The sequence below is a fragment of the Sideroxydans sp. CL21 genome (genome assembly GCF_902459525.1).
Classification (GTDB): domain Bacteria; phylum Pseudomonadota; class Gammaproteobacteria; order Burkholderiales; family Gallionellaceae; genus Sideroxyarcus.
The window spans coordinates 928,166-943,233 of sequence record NZ_LR699166.1 but is presented as its reverse complement, the minus strand read 5'-3'; the positions used below and the strand labels follow the sequence as shown (position 1 = coordinate 943,233).

15 protein-coding genes and 1 pseudogene are annotated in these 15,068 nt (G+C 54.4%); 9 read left to right on the top strand and 7 right to left on the bottom strand.

The genetic code is table 11. The features are described from left to right. The first annotated feature begins 14 nt into the window (after positions 1-14). On the top strand, positions 15-2,933 hold the full coding sequence (locus tag QOY30_RS04550) for a sensor domain-containing protein (RefSeq protein WP_283743446.1): 2,919 nt from the start codon (positions 15-17) through the stop codon (positions 2,931-2,933). A 418-nt stretch (positions 2,934-3,351) separates the two neighbouring features. Here QOY30_RS04550 and QOY30_RS04545 read toward each other — a convergent pair. The 3 genes and pseudogenes from QOY30_RS04545 to adh form a co-directional block, all read right to left on the bottom strand. Next, positions 3,352-3,540 (bottom strand): annotated as a pseudogene (locus QOY30_RS04545) (transposase); the annotation flags it as partial. 32 nt (positions 3,541-3,572) lie between these two features. Further along, positions 3,573-3,935, bottom strand: coding sequence for a DUF779 domain-containing protein (locus QOY30_RS04540; RefSeq protein WP_283743445.1), 363 nt, complete (start codon positions 3,933-3,935; stop codon positions 3,573-3,575). Between the two features lie 76 nt (positions 3,936-4,011). Next, positions 4,012-5,532: an aldehyde dehydrogenase gene (gene adh / locus QOY30_RS04535; RefSeq protein WP_283743444.1), complete on the bottom strand. Its 1,521-nt coding sequence runs from the start codon at positions 5,530-5,532 to the stop codon at positions 4,012-4,014. A 285-nt stretch (positions 5,533-5,817) separates the two neighbouring features. On the opposite strand from adh, the gene QOY30_RS04530 reads away from it, so the two are divergent. From QOY30_RS04530 to QOY30_RS04510, 5 genes are all read left to right on the top strand, one after another. Further along, positions 5,818-5,976: a hypothetical protein gene (locus tag QOY30_RS04530; protein WP_283743443.1), complete on the top strand. Its 159-nt coding sequence runs from the start codon at positions 5,818-5,820 to the stop codon at positions 5,974-5,976. Positions 5,977-6,014: 38 nt separating this feature from the next. Continuing rightward, positions 6,015-6,383, top strand: coding sequence for an ArsR/SmtB family transcription factor (locus QOY30_RS04525; RefSeq protein WP_283743442.1), 369 nt, complete (start codon positions 6,015-6,017; stop codon positions 6,381-6,383). 22 nt (positions 6,384-6,405) lie between these two features. After that, positions 6,406-7,380, top strand: coding sequence for an SRPBCC domain-containing protein (locus QOY30_RS04520; RefSeq protein WP_283743441.1), 975 nt, complete (start codon positions 6,406-6,408; stop codon positions 7,378-7,380). Positions 7,381-7,394: 14 nt separating this feature from the next. After that, positions 7,395-7,979, top strand: a complete 585-nt coding sequence (locus QOY30_RS04515; protein WP_283743440.1) for a dihydrofolate reductase family protein — start codon at positions 7,395-7,397, stop codon at positions 7,977-7,979. A 367-nt stretch (positions 7,980-8,346) separates the two neighbouring features. Next, positions 8,347-8,592, top strand: coding sequence for a CDGSH iron-sulfur domain-containing protein (locus QOY30_RS04510; protein WP_283743439.1), 246 nt, complete (start codon positions 8,347-8,349; stop codon positions 8,590-8,592). Between the two features lie 47 nt (positions 8,593-8,639). Here QOY30_RS04510 and QOY30_RS04505 read toward each other — a convergent pair whose 3' ends face one another. From QOY30_RS04505 to QOY30_RS04490, 4 genes are all read right to left on the bottom strand, one after another. Next, positions 8,640-9,029: a YchJ family protein gene (locus QOY30_RS04505; RefSeq protein ID WP_283743438.1), complete on the bottom strand. Its 390-nt coding sequence runs from the start codon at positions 9,027-9,029 to the stop codon at positions 8,640-8,642. Beyond that, complete coding sequence (locus QOY30_RS04500) at positions 9,017-10,006, bottom strand: serine/threonine protein kinase (protein ID WP_283743437.1); 990 nt, start codon at positions 10,004-10,006, stop codon at positions 9,017-9,019. The genes QOY30_RS04505 and QOY30_RS04500 overlap by 13 nt, the downstream gene beginning before the upstream one ends. A gap of 200 nt (positions 10,007-10,206) precedes the next feature. After that, a complete protein-coding gene (locus QOY30_RS04495; RefSeq protein ID WP_283743436.1) occupies positions 10,207-10,779 on the bottom strand; it encodes a DUF1415 domain-containing protein in 573 nt (190 codons plus the stop codon). Beyond that, entirely contained in the window at positions 10,779-12,173 is a 1,395-nt protein-coding gene (locus QOY30_RS04490) for a DEAD/DEAH box helicase (protein WP_283743435.1), read from the bottom strand. The genes QOY30_RS04495 and QOY30_RS04490 overlap by 1 nt, the downstream gene beginning before the upstream one ends. A gap of 256 nt (positions 12,174-12,429) precedes the next feature. Here QOY30_RS04490 and QOY30_RS04485 point away from each other — a divergent pair, with 256 nt between their 5' ends. From QOY30_RS04485 to QOY30_RS04475, 3 genes are read left to right on the top strand one after another with little or no spacing between them, the layout of a single operon-like run. Beyond that, a complete protein-coding gene (locus tag QOY30_RS04485) occupies positions 12,430-12,993 on the top strand; it encodes a hypothetical protein (protein ID WP_283743434.1) in 564 nt (187 codons plus the stop codon). Beyond that, entirely contained in the window at positions 12,993-13,604 is a 612-nt protein-coding gene (locus QOY30_RS04480) for a penicillin-binding protein activator LpoB (RefSeq protein ID WP_283743433.1), read from the top strand. Before QOY30_RS04485 ends, QOY30_RS04480 begins: the two co-directional genes overlap by 1 nt. Before the next feature lie 7 nt (positions 13,605-13,611). Beyond that, a complete protein-coding gene (locus QOY30_RS04475; protein WP_283743432.1) occupies positions 13,612-15,051 on the top strand; it encodes a COG3014 family protein in 1,440 nt (479 codons plus the stop codon). Positions 15,052-15,068: the final 17 nt, after the last annotated feature.

The window sequence follows — 15,068 nt, the reverse complement described above, 5'->3', positions numbered from 1 at the left end:
ACATCATGGATCGGATGACGATCAGAGCCGACATTCTCGGCAAGCTTTTTCTGATTCAGGAGGCTTTGGAGGTTCTGCCTGATAGCGCGGGCATCGCCGCTTTTTTACGCCGCGCCCTGAGTGAAATCCCTGGAGTAGTCGACATGTTCCTCTGCGTGGATGGATTTTTATATCCTCCATCCAAAGAATTCGACAAGGTCTGCGCCGAAGATGAGGCGGCATGGCGCGCTTCAGGTTCCAGCCTCGATCACGCTGTTGACACTGATTGCCGCATTATCATTCCGCTGTGCTCCCCTCACCATCTATTCGGAAAATTGATACTGTCAATCGGCGACAAAGAGGCTTTCTCGCCTTACCAGGCTTTTGTTCAGAACATCGCCAATGTGATCGCGACAACTCTCGAAAAGCGAGAGTACCTCAGCCAACTCGACAAGAGCAGAGCCGAACTCGAAAGCCAAGTTGTTGAACGCACTGCTACGCTCAGGGAAAGCCAAGAGTTACTGCGCATAAGTGAGGAGCGCTTGAAATTTGCCCTTGAAGGCGCGGGCGACGGCGTATGGGATTGGAATCCGCAAACCGATGAGGCGTTGTTATCTGTACGCTGGAAGGGAATTATTGGTTACGCCGAACATGAATTTCCGAACACAGGAGCCGCATGGATGGAACATTTGCATCCCGACGATAAGGCTCGCGTGTTATCTACTGTCCAGAAATATTTCTCAGGCAGCAAACCTTTCTATGCTGTCGAGTTCCGCATGCGTTGCAAGGATGACTCTTGGAAATGGATTCTGTCCAAGGGTAAGTTAGTTAGTCGTGATGCCAATGGCAATCCATTACGGATGATCGGTACGCATTCCGATATTACTGAGCGCAAGAAGGTCGAGGAGGCTTTTAAGAGGGAAAGCGAGAAGAACATTACATTCTTACGGGGCGCCAGCGATGGCATCCATATTCTCGACACAGAGGGCAACATCATCGAGGTCAGCGATTCATTCTGTCACATGCTGGGCTACGAGCGCGACGAGATGATTGGCATGAACGTCACCCAATGGGATGCCAAACTGACCAAAGCCGAACTTGCCGGGGAAATCAAGAAACAAATTTTGCAGCAAAAACGTTCCCAGTTCGAGACTCGTCACCGGCGCAAGGACGGTGTTGTATTCGATGTCGAGGTCAGCGGTCTTTCGCTTGAGCTGGATGGCAGACCGGTATTGTTCAATTCTTCGCGTGACATCACCGAGCGCAAGAAGGCTGAAGATGAACTTCGAATCGCCGCCACTGCTTTTGAGAGTCAGGAAGGGATGATGATCACGGATGCCAGCAGGAGGATACTTAGGGTGAACCGCGCCTTCACCGGTATCACGGGCTACACCGCCGACGAAGTCATCGGCAAGAACCCGCGCCTGCTCAATTCCGGTCGCCATGATGCAGAATTCTATAAAGCCATGTGGGAGAGCATCAACAACGCTGGCTTTTGGGAAGGAGAAATCTGGAATCGACGCAAGAGCGGTGAAATATACCCAGAACATCTGACCATCACTGCAGTTAAGGATTCCGATGGCGCTGTGACGAATTACGTTGCTGCACTTGCCGATATCACGCTGAGCAAGAAGTCCGAGGAGGAAATCGAGCATCTTGCCTACTATGACCCGCTTACAGAGTTGCCCAACCGGCGACTGTTGGCAGACAGGCTTCAGCAGGCGCTGGTTTCCTCTGGACGCTCCGGGCGGCAAGGCGCGCTCTTGTTCATCGACTTGGACAATTTCAAGCTCCTGAACGACACCTTGAGCCATGCCGTAGGAGACTTGTTGCTGCAGCAGGTCGCACAGCGCCTGATTTTCTGTGTGCGCGAAGGCGATACCGTGGCCCGGCTGGGCGGCGACGAGTTCGTGGTGATGCTGGAAGACTTGAGCGAACATGCCCTCGATGCGGCAGCCCAGACAGAGTCCATAGGACTGAAGATACTCCGCAGTCTAAGGGAACCCTACCAGCTTGCCGCGCATGAAACCCGCAGCACATGCAGCATTGGCATCTCCTTGTTTGCCGGACATCAGGAATCAATAGAGGACTTGATGAAGCAAGCCGACATTGCCATGTACCAGGCAAAGAAGGCCGGGCGCGACACCATGCGTTTTTTTGACCAAGAGATGCAGGACACCATCAATGCCCGAGCTGTCCTCGAAGGCGAATTACGCGAGGCGCTCGAGAACGGGCAATTCCAGCTGTATTACCAGATTCAGGTGGACGGCTCGCTTAATCCAATAGGAGCAGAGGCATTGATCCGGTGGCGCCACACGGAACGGGGTCTCGTGCCTCCGGCACAATTCATTCCACTAGCAGAGGAAACGGGGCTGATCCAGCCCATAGGACGATGGGTACTGGAGGCGGCGTGCACCCAGCTCAAGTCATGGCAACAAGCTGTGCTCACAAGCAAGTTAATTCTCTCCGTGAACGTCAGTGCGAAACAGTTCCACCAAATCGCATTTGTGGCCGAAGTGAGAGATGTCGTGCAGCGACATGCCATCAATCCAAACCTGCTCAAGCTGGAACTCACCGAAAGCATGTTACTTGAGAACATTGAGGACACCATTGCCACCATGAACGCCCTGAAGGAAATTGGCGTCCGGCTTTCATTGGACGATTTCGGTACTGGCTATTCTTCCCTCCAATACCTCAAAAGGCTGCCGCTCGACCAGCTCAAGATAGACCAGTCGTTCGTGCGCGATATCGCCACCGACAACAACGACAGGGCGATTGTGCACACCATCATAGCGATGGCACAAAACCTGAATCTGGACATCATTGCTGAAGGGGTTGAGACTGAACAACAACGTCAATTTCTTTTGGGTGGCGGTTGCGCTTACCACCAGGGTTACCTGTTTGGTAAGCCGGTACCGATTGAGCTGTTCGAGGCGTTGCTCAAATATAGTTGAGCGCCCGCAATCGGGAAGGCTATATGACCGGTTAGGGTCGATTGTGTTGAAAAACTCTTTTCCGGGGTACCTTGAAAAAATTCTAGCCTCATACGGCGCTTCAGATATTTTCGACGCGGGTGGGTACCCTAGCCACACTTAAACTCAACCATGAGCCAATAAGCTGCGTCACTATGGACAAGCAAGTGCGATTTACAGATGCTGCTGCAATTCGCAAAATTTTCGAGGGATGCGAAAAAAGAGTTTTTCAACACAACCGGTTAATTTCTGCCGGTCGCCACTGTCTGCTTTCAGGTAATTCAACTTCTATTCGCATGTGCGTGAGGCACTGAAATGCGATTGCAGCAATCTGAGAGATTGTGTCAAATCATGTTCGGGTTAATACAGTTTGGAAAAACGACAGTCTTTCACTCTGCCGATGAACATGATCCTTGTCCGTCCCTATCTCCAAAAACTTCATTTGATAGCGCTCCTCAATTTCCAAACATACCTCTTTCAAAACCTCATCAATCCTGCCGTCGAACACGGCTCGTCGACACTTCGCCGGAAATACCAAGTGGTACATCAGCACCGTTACCTTGTGACTATTATGGATATATTCGCTCATCAGCAGAGCTTACGCCGCAAGCGGCGGGGAATTCAACCCGAAGAGATTAACTCCGCCCACTCGGCATCGGTAAACACGCGCGAACGCGTGTGAAAAGCCTTGCCCTCCGGCCCCTCCAGCGAAAACGTGCCGCCGCGCCCCTCGATCACGTCGATGATCAGTTGGGTGTGCTTCCAGTACTCATATTGCGATTTGCTGATGTAAAAAGGGCAGCCGCCGATCTCGCCCAGAAATTCGTCTCCGGCACCAATGGTGAGCTCACCCGGCAAATAGCAATTGGCGGCACTGTTGTCGCAACAGCCACCTGACTGATGAAACATCAATTCGCCATGTTTACGTTTCAAAAAATCGATGAGCTCCAGTGCGGCTTCTGTAGCAATCACTTTTTCAACCATGATTTTGATCTCCAAAAAAACGGGGCGGTTTCCCGCCCCATATAAAGTTGCCCGCAACCAAAGTCAAGCGTATTGCTTAGAAGAAGCCCAGCTTCTGCTCGCTGTAGCTGACCAGCAGGTTCTTGGTTTGCTGGTAGTGGTCGAGCATCATCTTGTGCGTTTCGCGTCCGATACCGGATTCCTTGTAGCCGCCGAATGCTGCACCGGCTGCGTAGTCATGGTAGCAGTTGGTCCACACACGACCGGCCTTGATGGCACGGCCCATGCGGTAAGCGACGTTGCCGTTGCGGCTCCACACACCTGCACCGAGACCGTACAAGGTGTCGTTGGCGATAGCGAGTGCTTCTGCTTCATCCTTGAAGGTAGTGACGGCCAGTACCGGTCCGAAGATTTCTTCCTGGAAGACGCGCATCTTGTTGTGACCTTTGAATAACGTCGGCTGCACGTAGTATCCGCCTTCCAGATCGCCACCCAGGTGAGCCTGTCCGCCGCCCGCCAGCACTTTGGCACCTTCCTGTTTGCCGACATCAAGGTAGGACAAAATCTTGGTCAGCTGTTCTTTCGATGCTTGGGCGCCCATCATGGTATCGGTGTCGAGCGGATTGCCCTGCTTGATGGCGGCAACGCGCTTGAGTACACGCTCCATGAACTTGTCGTATATGGATTCATGGATCAGCGCACGCGATGGGCAGGTGCACACTTCGCCTTGGTTGAAGGCAAACAGCACGAGACCTTCGATCGCTTTGTCCAGGAAGCCGTCATCCTTGTCCATGACATCGGCAAAGAAAATGTTGGGCGACTTGCCGCCCAATTCCAGTGTTGCAGGAATCAGGTTGTTCGCTGCGGCTTGGGCGATGACGCGCCCAGTTGTGGTGGAACCGGTAAAGGCGATTTTGGCGATGCGCTTGCTGGTGGCAAGCGGCATACCTGCTTCGCGTCCCAAACCGTTGACGATGTTCAGCACACCGGGCGGCAGCAGGTCGGCAATCAGGTCAGCCAGGATCAGGATGCTGATCGGGGTGGACTCGGCCGGTTTCAGCACCACGCAGTTACCGGCACCGATGGCTGGCGCCAGTTTCCAAGCTGCCATCAGGATGGGGAAATTCCAAGGAATGATCTGGCCGACCACGCCCAGCGGTTCATGGAAGTGATAGGCGATAGTTGTCTCGTTGATCTCAGACAAGCTGCCTTCCTGGGCACGCAAACAGCCGGCAAAATAACGGAAATGATCGATGGTCAAAGGAATATCGGCATTCAGCGTCTCGCGGATGGCTTTACCGTTGTCTACTGTTTCAGCGTAAGCCAACAGTTCCAGGTTGGCTTCAATGCGATCGGCAATCTTCAACAGCACATTGGAGCGGTCCGTAATTGAGGTCTTTCCCCACTTGTCGGCTGCGGCATGCGCTGCGTCGAGCGCCAGTTCAATATCCTCGGCACCGGAACGCGCAGCCTTGGTGTAGGGCTTGCCTGTGATCGGGGTGATGACGTCAAAATATTGACCTTTGACCGGGGCAACCCACTTGCCGCCGATAAAGTTGTCGTATTGCTTCTTGAAAGAAATTTTGGCACCGGCGCTACCGGGGGCTGCGTAAATCATGTTTTTTCTCCTCAGTTCAATATATCTATTGGCGATTGCAGGATCGTTTCCGATGTGTTGCTGCGATATCTATGTCTCAAGTAACGTGCCAATGCAAATTGGCATGTTAATTCACTGATTATTAAAAATTTAAATTACAATTCATTAACTTTTTACGTATTGCACATCGCTCCAAACTGTGACAACTGTCACAAAACAGAACAGTTCAACGTTTATCCGTCGCCCAGCAATTGCTCTGTGCTGCCGTCTTTCCATACTTGGTAAAAAAATGGGCAGCACAAATAAGTGGCATCAAACCGCCGTGATTTGCGACTCAAACTGCGCGAAGAAGAAGACCAGGGCGTCGTCGGTATCGACCTGTATTACCGCTTCAATTGCCTCACGATGAATCTCCCCCTCTTGCCAGTCCTGTTAATACTTGACGAAATCAATCGGCGAGCGTAATTTACCAATCGGTTAATTAATAATCAGGTATCCTGAAAATGCCAGTCGACCGTCTCAGCAGCACCTTTGCGGCGCTCGCCGATCCCACCCGTCGTGCGATTCTTGCCCGGCTGGCGCTGGGTGAAACATCCGTCGCCGAACTGGCCGCCCCGTTCTCGATCAGTCCACCCGCCGTCACCAAGCATCTCAAGGTATTGCAGCGTGCCGGGCTCATCACCCAGGGCCGCCAGGCGCAATGGCGTCCGTGCAAGCTGGAAGCCGCACCGTTACAGGAAGCAGCCAGCTTCATCGAGCAGTACCGCCAGTTCTGGGAACAGAGCTTCGACCGTCTGGACAGCTATCTGCAGGAACTGCAAAAACAGGAACAGGGAAAGAAGACCGTTCGCAAGAACAAGAAAAAGGCATGACGCTAACCCAAGGAGAATGGACATGGACGCAACCGTGAATACCGCTGCAATCCAGGAAGAATTCGTCATCTCGCGTAACTTCAATGCCCCCTGCAGGCAAGTATGGTTGGCCTGGACGGAACGCGAGCAACTGATGCAGTGGTTCGGACCGCAGGGTTGCACCCTCTCCCACGCCGCGCTCGACCTGAGGGTCGGCGGCACTTTCCACTATGCGATGCGTATGCCCGACGGGCACGAGATGTGGGGGAAGTGGACGTTTCGCGAGATTGCCGCCCCGTCAAGACTGGTACTGATCAGCTCATTCTCGGACGCAAAAGGCGGCATCACGCGTCATCCCCTGTCAGCCGACTGGCCGCTGGAAATGCTATCCACGACGACATTCGAGGCACAGGGAGACAAGACCAGACTCACCATACGCTGGTCACCCTGGAACGCCACCGAACAAGAACGCGCCACCTTCAACGCGGCACTCAACAGCATGGAACAAGGCTGGGGCGGGACGTTCGCGCAACTCGATGCGTATCTGGAAAAACAAAGAACGAACACAGCGGACAGAGAGATCGTCATCAGTCGCGTCTTCGACGCCCCACGCGAACTGGTGTGGGAGGCGATGACCAAGCCCGAGCATGTCGTGCATTGGTGGGGACCGAATGGCTTTACCAACACGCTGGAGAAAATGGATCTTCGCGTGGGTGGAGTGTGGAAGCACATCATGCACGGACCAGACGGTACGGACTATCCGAACAACAGTGTGTTCACTGCCATCGTTGAACCTGAACGCATCGAGTTATGCAATGGAGGCACATATAAGGGCGATCCGAATGCGAATTTTGATGCGACATGGACGTTTGAGGTGTTGGACGGACAAACAAAAGTGACCATACATCTGGTCTTCCCTACAGCGGAAGCACGCAACATGGTGGTGGAGAAATATGGTGCGATTGAAGGCGGACACCAAACATTGGCACGTCTTGCAGGCTATTTATCAAAAGTCTGATCAGGGAGGGAATCATGAGAAAAATCGTTTCGTTTGTACATGTGTCACTGGATGGTTTTGTAGCCTCGACCGATGAGGGCATGGCTAGTCTCGGCTGGATAAGTCTTAGTGACGATCTATTTGAATATGTGGAGCACAGGATTCAGCAGGCCGACACTGCATTGTACGGACGCAATACTTACCAGATGATGGAATCGTATTGGCCCACTGCGGCAGATAAACCCAATCCCACTCGACACGATATTGAACATTCGCGCTGGTATAAAAATGCCGGAAAAATCGTATTATCGAAAACGCTGCAAGAAAAAAATCACGTCAATACAAAAATCATCAGCAGTAATTTAAGCGACGAACTCAACAAGCTGAAGCAAGGTGCGGGTAGCGAAATCCTGATGTTTGGCAGTCCCACCGCCACCCACGCGCTGATGGCGGAAAACCTCATCGACGAGTATTGGCTGTTCATCAATCCGATTTTGCTGGGGCAAGGTATTCCCTTATTCAAAAACATCAAGGACAGAACCGCACTCACGCTGGTAAAAAGTAAAATTTTTGCGTCGGGCGTGGTATGTCTGCATTACAAATTAAACCGTGATCAATAAATGGGCAGGTGCGAACATGGGCATTGCAGAAAACAAGGAATTATCTATCTCACGCATGTTCTGAGGACACCAGTCTTGCGACGACCACAATCGAACATTGTGATGACCGCTCAAGTTTAAATCGGGAAAACAGGATGACTCCTGTGGCAGAAATATTTTTTGTTCCATTTATGGAACATCCTATCCCGTATTAACCGCTTTATCTTTCCCTGCCTGCAACCTAACATGCAGGCACTTTCCTTCCAGCAAGCAGGAAATAGAGAGCCCAATGGGGCAGCGCCGTTCCGCTGCAATTGAAAAATAGGCCACGATATTTGGTACCCAAAGTACCTTGATTAACCAGCCACAACAATCAGAGGAAACAAACATGTCCGAAAAGAAACCCCATATCGCCCAGAAATCCCCCTTCGCCGTCGCGGTTGAAGCCGGCAAGAGCTACTGGTGCTGCACTTGCGGCAAAAGCGCCGGACAACCTTTTTGCGATGGCAGCCACAAAGGCAGCGAATTCACTCCAAAGGAATACAAGGCCGAGAAATCGGAAACTGTCTATTTCTGCGGCTGCAAGCACAGCGGCAACGGCATGACTTGCGACGGCACCCACCAGAAGCTGTAATCCCGGAAGATGTAATCAATGGGGGAACAGCAAAGCTTGCTGCTCCCTCATTCAATCTTCCCATCCACGTATAACCATTTCCCGTTTTCGAGCACGAAGCGGCTGACTTCATGCAACCGGTGCGCGCGCCCATTTATTTTGTAGCGCGCAACGAATTCGACCCTGGCGTGTTCCGCATCCGGTTGCTCATGGCGTTTGACTTGCAGGCCGATCCATTGGGTGGGCACTTCTTCTGCCAGACCCAATGCAGACGGGCGGGTGGAAGAATGCCAGGTCGCCAGCAGGTAGTCTTCACGCAACAGCGTGTAAGCGGTGTAGCGTGAGCGCATCAGCGCTTCGGCAGTCGGTGCCGGTTCGTTTCTTTCCAGGTAGCGGGCGCAGCAATCCGAAAAATTCCTGTTGCTGCCGCAGGGACAGGGATTAGTCAGTTTTGCCACAGCGGTGGCTCATCCATGAGCGAAATCTGTTCGCGCAATTCCAGGATGCGATTTTGCCAATATATCTGCGTGTTGAACCAGGGAAATGCCTGCTTGAAGGCGGCATCGTCCCAGCGCCGTGCGAGCCATGCGGAGTAATGGATAAGGCGCAGGGTACGCAGGGCTTCGATGAGGTGCAATTCGCGCGCATCGAATTCGTAAAAGTCTTCGTAGCCTGCAAGCACATCGCCCATCTGCCGCACTCGGTCCTCGCGCTCGCCGGAAAGCAGCATCCACAAGTCCTGCACCGCCGGGCCCATGCGGCTGTCGTCGAAGTCCACAAAGTGGGGGCCGTCGTCCGTCCACAGCACATTGCCGGCATGGCAATCGCCATGCAGTCTCAAACTTTTCAGTTCTCCCGCACGATCGAAGCATTGACGCACGCCATCCAGCGCCTGTTGTGACACGCTGCGGTAGGCCGCGTCGATGTCTGCGGGGATGAATCCGTTCGTCAGCAAAAAATCACGCGGTTCGGTGCCGAATGTTTCGATGTTGAGCTCAGGGCGATGCCGGTAATTGCTGATTGCGCCGACAGCATGGATACGCCCGAGGAAACGGCCCAGCCATTCCAGCGTGTCGCGGTCTTCAAGTTCGGGGGCTCGACCACCATGTTTGGGAAAAATCGAGAAACGGAATCCCCCGAAGGGAAGCAATGTCTTGCCGTCGATCACGAGGGCCGGCACGACAGGTATCTCGCGCTCGGCCAGCTCTTGTACAAAAGCGTGCTCTTCCAGGATGGCTGCATCTGTCCAGCGTGCGGGACGGTAGAATTTGGCCACCAGCGGCGCACTGTCTTCGATGCCCACCTGGTACACGCGATTCTCGTAGCTGTTGAGCGCAAGCAGACGCCCGTCGCAGCGCAGTCCAACGCTCTCCAGCGCGTTCAGCACGCAGTCCGGAGTGAGTGAAGAAAAGGAGTGATCGTTATTCGTATCCATGGACGCAAGGATACCGCTGATTTGCAGGATGCGTGCAATCCATCATGCAAGTTCAGAGTGTTTGGAAATTGATGCAACACAGCGTGCGGACGGGTGGCGGCAAAGCCGCCGGGCTGACTGAGCAGTCAGCGAGCTTGCGCGCGCACACTGCCAGTGCCAGTCAGGGAACTTACGGGCCAGCCGCGCAGCAGGTTTGCGAATTACTTTTTGTCCCGCTGCACTTCCGCCAGCCCCAACGCATTCCAGCCTTCATGCCCCAATTTGCTCATGGTTTCGATATTCTTTTCGAATATCTGTTCGGCTTCGGGAAATGCGGCCACCGCTTTGTCAATGCTGTCTTCGCGCAATATGTGCAAAGTCGGGTATGGCGAGCGGTTGGTATAGTTGGTGATGTCGTCCAGTTCGGTGTCGGCGAACTGGTATTGCGGGTGCATGCTGGCCACCTGCAGTTCACCCGCCAGATCGACATCCTCCAGCGCCGCATCGACCACGGCCAGAAAATCGTTGTAGTCGAGAAAGTCGCCCAGCACATGCGGATGGATCAGCAGGGTGGTATCTATTGCTTCGGGGCTGGACTCAGCCAACACTTCGAATTCATGCAGAACATCGGCCAGCAACTCCTCTGGCGTCTGCGCTGCACTCACCACGTAGTGAATTTGATCCTTGACCTGCACGCCCTTGGCGAACGGACACAGGTTAAGACCGATCACCGCACGTTCTACCCACAGTTTGGTGGCGGCGATGGCCTCTTCATTGGTGATTGGAGTGCTCATCAACGACCACGCCCGCCGGAGCGGTGTTGCGCTGCAGCGGGCACCGCAGCACCGCGACCTGCTCCACCTGCCGGTTTGCCGGATGCGCTACTGCGCGGCCCACCGCCAGTGCGAGCTTGTCCAGTTGCCGCACGAGCCTGTCCGCCGCCCGCCCTCGGTGCGGATTGACTGCGACCTTGTCCCTGTCCGCGTCCGCCCTGGCCGCGATTCTGGCCATTCCCGCGGTTTTGTCCATTCAGGATCGGCTCGGCCTTGATGCGCGGATCCGGTTCGAAACCGGGCACTTGCACTACGGTAATCTCGCGCTTGATGAGGCGTTCGATGTCATGCAGCAATTTGTGTTCGTCGATGCATACCAGCGAACTCGCTTCACCGTTGCTGCCCGCACGCCCGGTGCGACCGATGCGGTGCACGTAATCTTCCGGTACATTCGGCAGTTCGTAATTCACCACATGCGGCAGTTCGCTGATATCGATGCCTCGCGCCGCGATGTCGGTCGCCACCAGCACTTGCAGCTTCGCGGTCTTGAACTCGGCCAGCGCGCGGGTACGCGCCGCCTGGCTCTTGTTGCCGTGAATCGCCAGCGCCGGGATGCCTTCCTTGTTCAAATGATCCGCCAGGTTGTTCGCGCCGTGCTTGGTGCGCGTGAACACCAGTACCTGGAACCAGTTGTGCTCTTTGATGAGATGCGTAAGCAGCACGCGTTTCTTTTCGCGATCGACCGGATACACGCGCTGCTCGATCAGTTCGGCAGTCGCATTGCGGCGTGCCACTTCGATCAGCACGGGGTTATTGAGCAGGCCATCGGCCAGCAGCTTGATCTCGTCGGAGAAGGTGGCGGAGAACAGCAGGTTTTGGCGCTGCTTGGGCAGCACGGCTAGAACGCGCTTGATGTCGCGGATGAAGCCCATGTCCAGCATGCGATCGGCTTCGTCCAGCACCAGTATCTCGACATGTGACAAGTCAACTGTCTTTTGCTGCAGATGATCGAGCAAACGCCCCGGTGTTGCCACCAGAATATCCACGCGGCCATGCAATTGTTTGATCTGCGGATTGATGTTCACACCACCGAACATCATCATGGACTTGAGCGGAAGATGCTTGCCGTACAGGCGCACGCTTTCTTCCACTTGTGCCGCAAGCTCGCGTGTCGGAGTAAGTACCAACGCGCGGATATGAGCCTTGCCTGTGACAGGTTTATCCATAAGACGTTGCAGCAGCGGCAGCGTGAAGCCGGCGGTCTTGCCCGTGCCGGTCTGGGCGCCGCCCATCAGGTCGCCACCTTTCAAAATGACGGGGATAGCTTGCGCCTGAATGGGCGTAGGTTCGGTATAACCGCGCTCGGTGACGGCGCGAACGAGTTCTTCGGACAAGCCGAGAGATGCAAATGACATATTATTAACTTTCTTTTTACAAACGGCCTGTCGCCCTTGATGGGCGCCAGTCTGAGGCAGAATGAGGTGGGAACTACGAACCGGAATCGGCGGCGACAACTAGACTGAAACGATATCGCGGCGCGCATTGTAGCACTTTATGCCGCAGTTTAATTGCGGCTGCTCTCGGCTCGCATTATGATGACGCTGTTGCCGACATCGCAGGATTTTATTGCACCAACCTTAAGAACCCATTTTTTCATTCCAGGAGAACGTCATGAAAATATCAATTGCAAAATTGCTCTCCGTTGCAGCGCTGGCTTTGTTCGTCTCAGCCTGTTCCAGCACCACAAAAGTGGAAAGCGACCTCGGTCTCAAAGGAGCGCCCGACTGGGTCAACCAGGGCAGCAGCGTCCTTAGCGACAAGGGCGGGCGCCTGTTCCACGGGGTAGGCTCGGCTTCCCCGATGGGAGATATGTCGCTGCAAAAATCCGTGGCGGATGACCGGGCTCGCGCCGAGGTAGCGCGTGTATTGTCGTCTTACATGGATGTGTTATCCAGCGACTATATGGACTCTGCCAAATCGGGCGGCGCCGACGTGGCGGATGAATCGGTATCGCGCCAGATAAAGAACCTGAGCAAGGTCAACCTGACCGGCGCCAAAATCATCGGTTCCTGGCGCGACCCGAAGAGCAACATCATCTATTCCATCGCCGAGCTGGACATGAAGCAGGTCAAGGACACACTGAATGGGGTACAGGAAATGAACACCGATTTGAAACGCTATATCGAAACCCATGCGGACAATGTTTTTGACCGCGTTGCCAAGGAGAAAAAATAATGAGCCGGTCCATGTTTTCGACAAAATCAGCTGTTGCAGTGTTGTTTCTGGCATTGTTTGCGGGCGGCTGCTCGACAGAAGTGCAACGGGTGGATGCAAACAAGGCGATCGACCTGAGCGGCGCATGGAATGACACGGACTCCCAGTTGGTGGCGGAAGAAATGATGAAAGACGTGCTGAACCGCGTCTGGATCGACGACTTCAACCGTGAGCACAAGCGGCAGCCATCGGTGATCGTGGGCGAAGTTCGCAACCTGAGCAACGAGCACATCAACGTCAACACTTTCGTCTCGGAAGTAGAGCGCAACCTGATCAATTCGGGAAGGGTGCAGTTTGTCGCATCGTCCACCGAACGGCAGGAAATCCGCGATGAGCGCAAAGACCAGGACCTGAATGCCAGCGAGGCCACGCGCAAGGCGATGGGCCAGGAGAAAGGCGCCGACTTCATGTTGAAAGGCACCATCAACACCATCATCGATGCCTCCGGCAAGACTCAGCTGCGATACTACCAGGTGGACCTGAACCTGATCAGCCTGGCAGACAACCGCCTGGTATGGATGGGACAGAAAAAAATCAAGAAACTGGTGGAGCGCAGCACGCTGACCTTCTAGCCCGAAAATGATTCGGTCCCCGGTTCCCGCCCTGCGCTCGCGCGACAGGATGGAAAGCCTGCCGCGTTGCGGCAGGCTTTCCATCTGGCTGGCCGCATGGGCCTGTGTCCTGGCTTTGAACGGATGCGCAACTTACAGCAACTCGTTCACAACCATCGAGCACCAGCTGGAAAAGCAGCAATACGACGCTGCCCTGAAGACGATCGACAAGCAGTCCAAGGACAAAAAGGATCATGTGTTGTATCTGCTCAACAAAGGCATGGTGCTGCGCATGAAACGTGACTTTGTGGCATCCAACGAATCCCTGGAAGCCGCAAAGCATGAGATGGAAAGCCTGTATGCCGCCAGCGTCAGCCAGAATGCATTGTCCTTCGTGATCAACGATGCAACGGTCAGCTACGCGGGTGACGATTACGAGCAGGTGCTGGTGCATCTGTACATGGCGCTCAATTATCTGGAACTGGGTCAGCCTTATGAAGCCCGGGTCGAGGCCCAGCAGATCGATATCAAGCTGCGCGAGATCGAGGAGAAGATACCCGGCAGCAAGTTCACCGAGGATGCCCTGTCGGAATACCTCTCCGGACTGATTTACGACGAGTTGGGTGAGTGGAGCGATGCCATGATCTCCTACCGCAAGGCGTATGAAGCCTACAAGAAATACCAGGTCAATTTTTCCATGCCGATGCCGCCCATGCTCCAATTCGATCTGGTGCGGCTGGCGCAGCGGGAAGGCCTGACTGACGAGCTTGGCCGCTACGAAAAGGAATTCGGCATAATTCCCGCGAAAAGAAATACGGCCGACAGCGACCCCGAGGGCGAACTGGTTTTTGTTCTGAACAGCGGTCTGGCACCCATCAAACGCGAACGAGTCATCCGCACCTTTGCGCCTCCCCCTTCGACCATCGTGAATGCGCGCAGACGGTCCGAGTACATGAACTCGGGGCAACCTACTCCACCGGTAATGGTCGACATCGCGCTGCCCTATTATGAATCGCGTCCCAACAGGGTGTCCGGCGCCCGCATCAGCGTCTCCGGCAGGCAGGCCGACACCCAGATGATGGAAAACATTGATGCCATCGCCCGCGCCAGCCTGAACGCACGCATGCCAGCCATCACGGCTCGTGCCATAGCGCGAGCAGTTGCCAAGGGCGTGATACAGGAATCCGTGGACAGGTCGGGACAAAACAGGGACGACCCAGCGGTACAACTGATCGGCTCATTGCTCGTACGGGTCGCCACGATCGCGACCGAACGCGCCGACACCCGCAGTTGGCTGACATTGCCAGCCGACGTCCAGATGGCCAGGCTTCCCCTGCCGCAGGGCACCTACGATGTGACCGTTGAACTGCTCGGAAACAACGGTCAAGTAATAGAAACCAATGTATTCCCGCAAGTCGCCATCCGCAAGGAACACAAGACTTACCTGAGCCAGCATACAATGCCATAATCATGACGTAATCAGGA

Excerpts from the sequence above, each read along its gene's own strand:
- QOY30_RS04475 (WP_283743432.1), top strand. The coding sequence starts at position 13,612 with ATGATTCGGTCCCCGGTTCCCGCCCTGCGCTCGCGCGACAGGATGGAA.
- QOY30_RS04520 (WP_283743441.1), top strand. The coding sequence starts at position 6,406 with ATGGACGCAACCGTGAATACCGCTGCAATCCAGGAAGAATTCGTCATC.
- QOY30_RS04515 (WP_283743440.1), top strand. The coding sequence starts at position 7,395 with ATGAGAAAAATCGTTTCGTTTGTACATGTGTCACTGGATGGTTTTGTA.
- QOY30_RS04550 (WP_283743446.1), top strand. The coding sequence starts at position 15 with ATGACGATCAGAGCCGACATTCTCGGCAAGCTTTTTCTGATTCAGGAG.
- adh (WP_283743444.1), bottom strand. The coding sequence starts at position 5,532 with ATGATTTACGCAGCCCCCGGTAGCGCCGGTGCCAAAATTTCTTTCAAG.
- QOY30_RS04490 (WP_283743435.1), bottom strand. The coding sequence starts at position 12,173 with ATGTCATTTGCATCTCTCGGCTTGTCCGAAGAACTCGTTCGCGCCGTC.
- QOY30_RS04495 (WP_283743436.1), bottom strand. The coding sequence starts at position 10,779 with ATGAGCACTCCAATCACCAATGAAGAGGCCATCGCCGCCACCAAACTG.
- QOY30_RS04485 (WP_283743434.1), top strand. The coding sequence starts at position 12,430 with ATGAAAATATCAATTGCAAAATTGCTCTCCGTTGCAGCGCTGGCTTTG.
- QOY30_RS04480 (WP_283743433.1), top strand. The coding sequence starts at position 12,993 with ATGAGCCGGTCCATGTTTTCGACAAAATCAGCTGTTGCAGTGTTGTTT.
- QOY30_RS04525 (WP_283743442.1), top strand. The coding sequence starts at position 6,015 with ATGCCAGTCGACCGTCTCAGCAGCACCTTTGCGGCGCTCGCCGATCCC.
- QOY30_RS04500 (WP_283743437.1), bottom strand. The coding sequence starts at position 10,006 with ATGGATACGAATAACGATCACTCCTTTTCTTCACTCACTCCGGACTGC.
- QOY30_RS04510 (WP_283743439.1), top strand. The coding sequence starts at position 8,347 with ATGTCCGAAAAGAAACCCCATATCGCCCAGAAATCCCCCTTCGCCGTC.
- QOY30_RS04540 (WP_283743445.1), bottom strand. The coding sequence starts at position 3,935 with ATGGTTGAAAAAGTGATTGCTACAGAAGCCGCACTGGAGCTCATCGAT.